The sequence below is a fragment of the Streptococcus sp. SC1 genome, from assembly GCF_030272855.1.
Lineage (GTDB): Bacteria > Bacillota > Bacilli > Lactobacillales > Streptococcaceae > Streptococcus.
Map to the genome: position 1 here is coordinate 90483 of NZ_JAQCMU010000006.1, position 7281 is coordinate 97763.

Genomic DNA, 7281 nt, shown 5'->3' on the forward strand with positions numbered 1-7281 from the left:
AACCTATGTTATTAGAAATTTCGATTAAAAATTTTGCCATTATTGAGGAGATTTCCCTTAATTTTGAGCAGGGTATGACCGTGTTGACCGGGGAAACCGGAGCCGGCAAGTCTATTATTATTGACGCGATGAACATGATGCTGGGCAGCCGTGCTACGACGGATGTTATTCGTCATGGAGCGCCTAAAGCTGAGATAGAGGGTCTTTTTTCGCTGGAGAATAGCAGAGCTTTGCGAGAGATTTTTGAGGAGCAGGGCTGGGAGCTGACCGATGAGCTGATTATCCGTCGGGAAATTCTGCAAAACGGCCGTAGTGTCAGCCGTATCAATGGCCAGATGGTGAATTTGTCTGTTCTAAAGGCTGTCGGCCAGCACTTGGTGGATATCCATGGTCAGCATGATCAGGAAGAGCTGATGAGACCCCAGCTTCATATTGCCATGCTAGATGAGTTTGGCTCAGCAGACTTTTTGCATCTCAAAGGCCGCTATCAGGAAACTTTTGACCGCTATCGAAGCCTGCGTAAGCAAGTCCTGACTTTGCAGAAAAATCAGCAGGAGCATAAGGCCAGAATTGAGATGCTGGAGTTTCAGATGGCGGAGATTGAGAGTGCTGCTCTCAAAAGTGGTGAAGATACTGCCCTGCATCAGGAACGAGATCGATTGCTCAACCACAAGCTCATTGCGGATACGCTGACCAACGCCTATACCATGCTGGACAATGAAGATTTTTCCAGTCTGACCAATGTCCGCTCAGCTATGAACGACCTTGAGTCTATCGAGGATTACGATCCAGCCTACAAGGAGCTTTCCGGCAGCTTGTCAGAGACTTATTATGTCTTGGAAGATGTCAGCAAGCGCCTAGAGGATATTTTAGATGGACTGGACTTTGACGGAGATCGGCTGCTGCAGGTGGAGAGTCGCTTAGACTTGATTAACAGCATCACCCGTAAATACGGCGGCCAAGTAGATGATGTGCTGGAATACTTTGCTCAGATTTCCAAAGAATACAGCCTTTTAACTGGCAGCAACTTGTCCTCAGAGGATATGGACCGAGAGCTGAAGACCTTGGAGAGAGAGCTGGTAGAGCTGGCCCAGGAGCTGAGTCAGGCTCGTCATGGTCTAGCAGCCCAGCTGGAAGCGGAAATCAAGCAGGAGTTGCAAGAACTTTACATGGAAAAGGCGCGCTTTAAAGTACAGTTCACTAAGGGCAAGTTCAACCGTGAAGGAAATGAGCAAGTAGAGTTTTACATCTCAGCCAATCCGGGAGAGGATTTCAAACCTTTGGTGAAGGTTGCCTCTGGCGGCGAACTCTCCCGTCTTATGTTGGCGATCAAATCGGCCTTTTCTCGTAAGGAAGGCAAGACCAGTATTGTTTTTGACGAAGTGGATACGGGCGTTTCTGGCCGTGTGGCTCAAGCTATCGCTCAGAAGATTTACAAGATTGGCTCCAACGGTCAAGTCTTGGCAATTTCCCATTTGCCGCAGGTCATTGCGATTGCCGATTATCAGTTCTTTATTGAGAAGATTTCGGATGAGAATTCGACCGTATCAACGGTTCGCCTGCTGACGGCTGACGAGCGCGTTCAGGAAGTTGCTAAGATGCTGGCTGGCGAAGATGTGACAGAGGCTGCTTTGACTCAAGCCAGAGAATTATTAAAGAAATAAACAAGCGAGACTGAGACACTAGTGTTTCGGTCTCCTTTAGGAGGTGACGCGTATGACAGAATATTTTGCAATCGGTGATATCCATGGTAAGGCAGGCATGCTTGATGAATTGCTCCAGCACTGGGACGGTCGCAGCCAACTAGTATTTCTAGGGGACTTGATCGATCGTGGCGAAGACAGCCGAGCCGTTTTGGAGCGGGTCAAGGATCTAGTGGATCAGAAAGGAGCCATCTGTCTTTCTGGCAATCATGAGTATATGTTTCTGACCTGGCTGGACAATCCTGAAAAATCTTATGACCATTACCGACGCAATGGCGGAGATACGACGATCAATTCGCTTTTAGGTCGACCTCTCAATGCTCCTGTAGATGGAGTGGCAGACGCGGAAGGTGTCAAGGCGGCGGTAGCAGATTTAGTCGACTTTACTCGTCAGATGCCTTTCCTATTGGAGACAGAGCAGTACATTTTTGTCCATGCTGGTCTAGATTTGGAGCTGAAAGACTGGCGAGAGACTAGTGATTATCAAAAAGTTTGGATTCGCGCGCCATTTCATGAAGGCAGCAATCAGACTGGCAAAAGGATTGTCTTTGGTCATACACCGACATTTTATCTCTTGCATGAAGCGCCGGGAACTGATCAGCTATGGATGACTGAGGATGGCAAGATTGGCATGGATGGCGGAGCTGTTTATGGCGGAGTCCTCCACGGAGTTCTCTTTGGCCATAATGGCATCATAGAGCAGTATGCCATCAAAAATGATGGTTTTGCTGCGGAGGACTGAGAAGGTATCTACAAATGCCAAAATAGTTTAACTTACTAGCGTCTCGAATATTCCCTGCCAATAGAAAGAAATCAAAAAGATTGAAGAAGCGTAGCCTAGCTATCTTTTTCAATTTTTTTGTTTGGATGAGATAATTTTTGCTGAAAAAAAATAGGCCAATGCATATAGTTATATAGGTTAAATTTCCTATCCTATAAGTAATCATAAACCCTTAAATAATAATTCAAAATATATGCAATTCCTCTTCTTTATGCTATAATAGTTATCGAAAAAGCAAAAAGGAGGAAAAGATGTTTTTTCAGGATAGAAAGATAAAGTATTCAATCCGCAAATTATCAGTTGCTACTGTATCACTTGCGATTGGATTTTTGTTTGCACCCGCAGCGATTGGAGCGGGTCAAGTAGCCCATGCGGATGAGCTTGTGGCTACAGCTCAAGTAGAAAATAAGTCAGAAAATCAAGTCTCGGTGGGAACTTCTGAACCAGCGAAAACAGAAACTCAAGAGACTGTCTCAGTAACGCCTTCTGCACCCGTGCAAGTAGAAAGTAAAGAGGCTATCACAACAACAGTTCCTGCGCCAGCACAGACAGAAACGCAAGGGGATAACCAAGCCTCATTGAAATCTGCTACGCCTGCTGAGACAGAGGCAAGTCAAGCGACAGATTCGACTACTTTTAAAAATGCTCAGCCAGCTACAGGCACAAGCCAGCCAGCTGCAGCCACTGCTCAACCTGCTTCAGCAAATGCAAGTCTAAACAAGAGCGCTTTAGAGAACTACCTCAAAAACTTGCGCAGCAAGGACTTTTCAAGTAAGACAGACGATAGTCTAGAAATCTTGAATGGCGTAATGACGGCTGCTGATGGTGTGCTTCAAACTGCAACAAAGCAAGAAGAAATTGATAAGGTTTATCGCAATCTCGTGAACTTTGTCAATTCTGGTCTTCGTGATAAAAATCCGAAGTTCATCCCAGATCAGGATAAGACTCCTCGCTCAGCACTTTATGAGTTTGAAAGTGCTACACCAGGAAAAACAACTCCGCTTGCTCTGAACTACTTGAAGCCAGAAGATACAAAAATCTACAAAAAGGGCGATAAAGTAAAGGCCATCCAGCCAACTGAAACAACTTATGTAGAGTATGATGGAAGTGGTAGATGGACCTTTAAGGGCTATGACCATGATAGTCAGGTGATTGACAAAGATGATGTTTTCTTCACAGGTAAGTGGGAATTTACGCCGACACCATATAAGGCTACCTATAGAGCAGTTAATGGCTCACCTGGAAAAACTCCGCCATCTTATGTTGCAAATTGGAGTCCAAAAGATAGAAGAAGATTTGCTGAGGGTGAAGTAGTAAGACCAAAAGAATTTGAATATGTTTTTTATACTTCAGAAGAATTTCCTAATCGAAAAGGTTATTGGGCTTTGACTGGTTTTGATGCTCCAAGTAAAGTGGTAAACAATGGCGATGTGGAGTTTGTAGGAACTTGGAAATACTTTGAGGATGTCATTGTATCCTACAAACCTATGAACCAGCACGATTTTGAGAATTTTTATAAGTTACCAAGTAGTCCTAAGACCTCACGTGACGAATATAAATTACCTCTTCCTAAGGAGATAAAAGATCTAGAAAGTAAGCTATACGATTACAAGCTTTCTCTCAATCAGTTTGATAAACGAGATGAGCATTTACCTAAAGATATACTGGACACGGTAGCTGCTTTGCTCCGCTATGATGAAGCTCAAAATCTCTACAAACCCTTTTATGATGCAGAAAATGAAGGAAATTGGACCTTTGAGGAAGATGTAGTAGATTTAACCTTCAGTCGTGAACTAGAGCGGGCGGCTACATATGGGGAAATACCAAAAGTTACAATACCATTGGAGTTTGTATTTAAAGGGGTTCCTCGGAAACCGACTTATGAGTTTATCAGCGATAGCTCAGATAAGCCTCTTCCAGCGGAAATTAATAATTTGAAGCCAACAAATATGCCTGAATGGGAGTATGCAAAGAGAAAGCAATACCCGAAAGGTGAGATGGTTCAGTCTGTTAGACCGACTCAAGAGTCCTACTATGATGCAGTTAACAAGGGTACCTGGACCTTTACAGGCTACGATTTTACTGAAAAACCAGTAAGCGAGTGGGATCACAAAGGATGGAACCTTAAGTTCACAGGTACTTGGACTTTTGTAGCAGACAAGTATTCAGAAAACTATGAGTTCATCAGTAAGGATCCTAGCCTATCTCTACCAGAGGAAGTTAAAGCCCTAACGCCAAGTAATACAAATACCTATAATGATGGCGATACTGTAAATGCAGTAGCTCCCCTTAAGACGACCTACATGGACTTTGCCAACAAGGGAACTTGGAAATTTGAAGGCTATGACGCTGATAGTAAAGTGGTCAATAAAGATAAGGTCCTCTTTACAGGTACTTGGTCCTTCACACCACACAGAGATAAGGTTGTTTCCTTTAATTTTGTCAGTGATACTCCAGGGAAGACTATTCCTGATGATTTGAAGGCACAAATCCCTGCTCCTATCACGACATCTCCAGATGAGTATTCTGATAATGTCAAGAATGTCCTTCGCGATTTTTACACATACACAGATGAAGAAAATGATGGTACATGGGTTTCTAAGCAACCTGAGGAAGTGGAAAAGCCAACTGACGATGAGGACTCTACTTACACTCTCCACTGGACCTTTGAACCGACCAAGCGTAGTGTTTATTATGACTTCTATACAGATTCAAAAGATGATTCTGGTCAAACGATCTATCCGCCATCAACTTTGTATAATCTAATCACTTACGAAAGAGAATTTGTCAAGGGTGAAAAAGCTCGCGTTAAAATGCCATCTAAAACAAGATTTGAGGATCCTGATGGCAGAGGAACTTGGGTCTTTGATGACTACTATGAAGATGATAATACGACTATTTCTCCACGTGTGAAAACAGTCGAGGCAGGAGACGTTATCTTTAGAGGGAAATGGATTTTGGTTCCTACCAATCAGTCTGATACGATCTATAGGGTAGAGTATAAATTTACTAACTCGACTCCTGCTTATCCTCTTCCAAATAAGATTCGCGATATGCTTCCAGCTGGCACTGATTTCGTTGGACGAGCTGACGATTACAAAGATGCAAGCAAACTCGACATATCTACAGTAACTGTTCCGACAGGTACATGGACCTTCCATGGTTTTGATGCAGATAAATACGGAAAAGCTATTGCAGGTACGAAAGTTAAGACCATCACAGGATCTTGGACCTTTACGCCAAATGGTATAGACTATCAGTTCCAATCAACTAATCCTGATTTCGTATTACCAGATCATATCACCAAGTTGACTCCGAAAAACCCAATTGATTATAAGATGGGCGGTCTGTTCCTTACAGAAGTAGATGCTGAGCAACCAAGTGAAACGACTTATGTTGACACAGCAAACAAGGTAACTTGGACATTTGCAGGATACGATAAAGAAAAAATCGTTGTAGCAAAAGGTAGACAGACTTTCCTTGGAAGCTGGGTACCTACTCCAAATCCAGAATATGTATTCAAATCTTCTGACGCACGTGTTCCATTGCCACAAAGTATTTTGGGAATGCTTCCAAATGATGAGGCTTCTTATAAGGTTGGTGACACCATTGTAGCCAAACAACCTGCTAAAGAATCAGTAGTTGAAGAAGAAAAAGACTATGTCTGGACCTTCAAAGGTTACGATCAGAAGAATGCGACCTATAATGGCAAGCGCGTGACATTCACAGGTATCTGGGAAGTAACGCCTAGACCGCATTATGTAAGCTATACTTTTGTAAGCATTACGGCTGGTGTTGATTTGCCTGAATTTATCCAGAAGAAAGCACCAAAAGACAGCTCAAGCTATTACAACACGCAAAAAGTTGTACCAGAAGAGCCGACAACAAAGACTCACAAAGATGATGTGAACGACGGTACTTGGACTTTCGCTGGTTATGATGCCAAAAGTAAGATTGTGAAAAAAGCTGATTTGACTTTCACAGGTAAGTGGAAGTTTGAAGCCAACAAGTATCAAGCTACTTACCGCTTCGAGAGCGAGACAGTAGGTCAGGCTCTTCCAGCAGCCATCGCCGCATTGACTCCAAGCGACAGTGCAAGATATGTGAATGGTGGTTCTGTTTCCGCTCAACAACCATCACAAACCACTTACACAGATACTGTGAATGATGGCACATGGACCTTCAAGGGCTATGACGCAGCTAATGCAGTCGTGAACAAGGCAAATGTTGAGTTTGTAGGGAAATGGGCCTTTGAAGCCAAGAAGTACCAAGCTACTTATCGTTTCGAGAGCGCCACAGCAGGTCAAGCGCTTCCATCAACTATCGCCGCATTGACTCCAAGCGACAGTGCAAGATATGTGAATGGTGCCTCTGTTTCCGCTCAACAACCATCACAAACCACTTACACAGATACTGTGAATGATGGCACCTGGACCTTCAAGGGCTATGACGCAGCTAATGCAGTCGTGAACAAGTCCGATGTTGAGTTTGTAGGGAAATGGGCCTTTGAAGCCAAGAAGTATCAAGCTACTTATCGCTTCGAGAGCGAGACAGCAGGTCAAGCTCTTCCAGCAGCCATCGCAGCCTTGACTCCAAGCGACAGTGATTCGTATGTGAATGGTGCCTCTGTTTCCGCTCAGCAACCAGCGCAAGCGACCTACACAGACACAGTGAACGACGGCACATGGACCTTCAAGGGCTATGACGCATCTAACGCCGTTGTCAACAAGTCAAATGTAGAGTTTGTAGGGAAATGGGCCTTTGAAGCTAACAAGTACCAAGCAAGTTACCGCTTCG

The 7281-nt window shown here is 44.0% G+C and carries 3 protein-coding genes; all 3 read left to right on the forward strand.

Features of this window, described 5'->3' with window-relative positions:
* The first annotated feature begins 5 nt into the window (after window positions 1-5).
* Window positions 6-1664 (forward strand): DNA repair protein RecN, encoded by a 1659-nt coding sequence (gene recN, locus PAN94_RS08950; protein ID WP_285875564.1) that lies wholly within the window; start codon window positions 6-8, stop codon window positions 1662-1664.
* A gap of 52 nt (window positions 1665-1716) precedes the next feature.
* Complete coding sequence (locus tag PAN94_RS08955) at window positions 1717-2445, forward strand: metallophosphoesterase (protein ID WP_285875565.1); 729 nt, start codon at window positions 1717-1719, stop codon at window positions 2443-2445.
* 290 nt (window positions 2446-2735) lie between these two features.
* On the forward strand, window positions 2736-7281 hold a 4546-nt coding region (locus PAN94_RS08960; protein ID WP_285875567.1), incomplete at its 3' end, for an SHIRT domain-containing protein.

Coding starts and splice junctions, on each gene's coding strand:
- recN (WP_285875564.1), top strand. CDS start 6: ATGTTATTAGAAATTTCGATTAAAAATTTTGCCATTATTGAGGAGATT.
- PAN94_RS08955 (WP_285875565.1), top strand. CDS start 1,717: ATGACAGAATATTTTGCAATCGGTGATATCCATGGTAAGGCAGGCATG.